Source organism: Actinacidiphila oryziradicis (assembly GCF_005047355.1).
In the GTDB taxonomy this organism is placed as follows: Bacteria; Actinomycetota; Actinomycetes; order Streptomycetales; family Streptomycetaceae; genus Actinacidiphila; species Actinacidiphila oryziradicis.
The window spans coordinates 1-2,892 of record NZ_SUMC01000275.1; the positions used below are offsets into that span (position 1 = coordinate 1).

1 protein-coding gene and 1 pseudogene are annotated in these 2,892 nt (G+C 72.9%); both read left to right on the forward strand.

Translation table 11 applies throughout. The features are described from left to right. Positions 1-1,223: type I polyketide synthase (locus FCI23_RS55050; RefSeq protein ID WP_136731674.1), on the forward strand; the 1,223-nt coding region annotated here is incomplete at its 5' end. Positions 1,224-1,289: 66 nt separating this feature from the next. Then, a pseudogene (locus FCI23_RS55055) lies at positions 1,290-2,892 on the forward strand (type I polyketide synthase); the annotation flags it as partial.

Genomic DNA, 2,892 nt, shown 5'->3' on the forward strand with positions numbered 1-2,892 from the left:
GCGGTGTCCGGCATCTGGTGCTGGCGTCGAGGCGAGGTCTTGAAGCGCCGGGTGCGGGCGAGTTGGTGGCCGAGCTGGAAGCGGTCGGCTGCCGGGTGCGGGTCGCGGCGTGCGATGTCGCCGACCGAGAGCAAATGACCGCGCTACTGGGGTCGTTGGAGGTCCCGCTCGCGGGGGTGGTGCACGCGGCCGGTGTCCTCGACGACGGTTTGCTCGCGTCGATGACGCCGGAGCAGTTGGACCGGGTGATGCGGCCGAAGGTCGACGCGGCCTTGCTGCTCGACGAGTTGACGGCAGGCACGGACCTCCAGTCGTTCGTGCTGTTCTCCTCCGTCGCGGCGCTCATCGGCAACCCCGGGCAGGGCAACTACGCGGCGGCCAACGCCGTACTGGATGCTCTCGCCGCGCGGCGCCGGGCGCAGGGCCGCCCGGCGGTGTCGCTGGCCTGGGGCCTGTGGGAGACCCGCACCGGGATGACCGGCGCCCTGGGTGACACCGACCTGACCCGGCTGAACCGGCTGGGCCTCCAGCCGCTGCCGTCGAAACTGGGCCTCGAACTGCTGGACGCGGCTCAGCGGGTGGACGCCGCGCTGGTCGCGCCGGTGCAACTCGACCTGGCCTCGATCCGCGCCCAGGCCCGGGAGGGGATGGCGGCTCCCCTGCTGGCCGGACTCGTACGGGTCCAGGTGCGGCAGGCCCGGGCGGCGAGCAGCAACGGGTCGCTGGCCTCCCGGCTGGCCCAGGTGGGCCGGGAGGACTGGGAACAGGTGACGCTGGACCTGGTCACCGCGCAGGTCGCGGCGGTGCTCGGGCACGCGTCGGGGTCGACGGTCGACCCCGGACGGGCGTTCAAGGAGCTCGGCTTCGACTCGCTGTCCGCGGTCGAACTGCGCAACCGGCTCACCCAGGCGACCGGACTCAAGCTGCCGACCACGCTCGTCTTCGACCACCCGACCGCGATCGCCGTCACCCGGTACATGATCCCGGTCGCCATGCCCGGCGCCGTGCCGAGCAGCCGCCGCTCGTCGGAAGAGGACGAGATCAGGGACGTGCTGACCTCGATACCGATCGGCCGGCTGCGGGCGGCGGGCTTGCTGGACGCGCTCCTGGAGCTGGTGAACAAGGCCCCGGACAAAGGCTCGCCGGCGGAGGACAGCGCCGAGTCGATCGACGACATGGACGCCGCGGCCCTGATCCGCATGACCGAAGAATCCGCGGCTTAAGTCCTCAGCCTGAGCGGAAGAGTTGCGCCTGATCCGCGCTAAGCGCCTGAACCCGGAGGAACTTGCATGACTGGGGACCAGAAAGAACTCGTCGAGGCCCTTCGGCGCTCGGTCAAGGAAGCGGAGCGCCTTCGGCAGCAGAACCGGCGGCTCATGGCCCAGGCCACCGAGCCGCTGGCGATCGTGGGGATGAGTTGCCGGTACCCGGGCGGCGCGTCGTCGCCCGAGCAGTTGTGGGATCTGGTGGCCACCGGCCGGGACGCGATGTCGGGGCTGCCCGAGGACCGCGGCTGGGACCTGGAGCGGGTGTACGACCCGGACCCGGAGCAGGTCGGGACCTTCTACGCGCAGCGCGGCGGATTCGCCGACGGCGTGGGCGACTTCGACGCCGGGTTCTTCGGGATCAGCCCGCGCGAGGCCCTCGCCATGGACCCGCAGCAGCGCCTGCTGCTGGAGGGTGCGTGGGAGGCGCTGGAGGACGCGGGGATCGACCCGGAGTCGCTGCGCGGCAGCGACACCGGCGTGTTCTGCGGCGTCGGCCTCTCGGACTACCCCGGTTCGGGGTCGGCGACGGGCGCCCGGTCGGACCTGGAGGGGTTCCGGCTGACCGGCGGAACCACGAGCGTGGTCTCCGGCCGGGTCGCCTACACCCTGGGCCTGGAGGGCGCGGCGGTGTCGGTGGATACCGCGTGCTCGTCCTCCCTGGTGGCGATGCACCTGGCGGCGCAGGCGCTGCGGTCCGGTGAGTGCTCGCTCGCGCTGGCCGGCGGCGTCACGGTGCTGTCCAGCCCCTTCCTGCTGGTGGAGTTCTCCCGGCAGCGCGGGCTCGCCGCCGACGGCCGCTGCAAGTCGTACGCGGAAGGCGCCGACGGGACCGGCTTCTCCGACGGCGTCGGCCTGATCGTGATGGAGCGCCTCTCGGACGCCAAGCGCCGTGGCCACCGGGTGCTGGCGGTGGTCCGGGGCAGCGCGGTGAACCAGGACGGCGCGTCCAACGGGCTGACCGCGCCCAGCGGTCCGTCGCAGGAACGCGTGATCCGCGCCGCGCTGGCGTCCGCCGGGCTGCGGCCCGACGAGGTCGACGCGGTCGAGGGCCACGGCACCGGCACCCGGCTGGGTGACCCGATCGAGGCCCAGGCGCTGCTGGCGACGTACGGGCAGGGCCGTGAGAGCACGGATCCGTTGTGGCTGGGCTCGATCAAGTCGAACATCGGCCACTCCTCGATGGCGGCCGGCGTGGCCGGAGTGATCAAGATGGTGCAGGCCATGCGGCACGAGGTGCTGCCGGCGACACTGCACGTGGACGCGCCGACCCCGCACGTGGACTGGGAGTCCGGCGCGGTCAAGCTGCTGACCGACGCGCGGCCCTGGCCGGCCGGGGAGCGGGTCCGCCGCGCGGGCGTGTCGTCCTTCGGGATCTCCGGGACCAACGCTCACCTGATCCTTGAGGAGGCTCCGGCGGAGCCTCCGGCGGAGGGCGCGGGCGAGGCCGGGGGTCCGGTCGCGCAGGGTTCCGCCCAGGTGGATGGGGAGTTGCTGCCGGTGGTGCCGGTGGTGGTGTCGGCGCGGGATGAGGTGGCGTTGCGGGCGCAGGCGGGGCGGTTGCGTGAGTTTTTGGTGGCGCGGCCGGAGTTGGGTGTGCTGGATGTGGGGTGGTCGGCGGCGGTGA